This is a genomic window from Cellulosimicrobium cellulans (assembly GCF_007679345.1).
Taxonomy (GTDB): domain Bacteria; phylum Actinomycetota; class Actinomycetes; order Actinomycetales; family Cellulomonadaceae; genus Cellulomonas; species Cellulomonas cellulans_A.
Genome location: NZ_VEGH01000042.1, coordinates 1 through 266, shown reverse-complemented (window position 1 = coordinate 266; position 266 = coordinate 1). Strand labels below are relative to the sequence as shown.

Genomic DNA, 266 nt, shown 5'->3' with positions numbered 1-266 from the left:
GCCGACGGCGGCACCTGGCGGCGCATCATCACCGACCCCACCACCGGCCAGGTCCTGGACGTCGGACGCCAGCGCTACCGACCACCCGCCGCGCTCGACGAGTTCGTCCGCACCCGGGACGGGACCTGCGCCGCACCCGGGTGCACCGTCCCCGCGTGCGGCTGCGACCTCGACCACACCCAGGAGTTCCACCCTCAGCCGGGCGCCGACCCCGACGCGCCCCTGGGCCGCACCGACGCCGACAACCTCGGACCCCTGTGCCACCG

Annotated in this window: 1 pseudogene; it reads left to right on the top strand. The window is 76.3% G+C overall.

Going from position 1 to position 266, the window contains the following annotated elements:
- Positions 1-266: pseudogene (locus FS882_RS20735) on the top strand (HNH endonuclease); the annotation flags it as partial.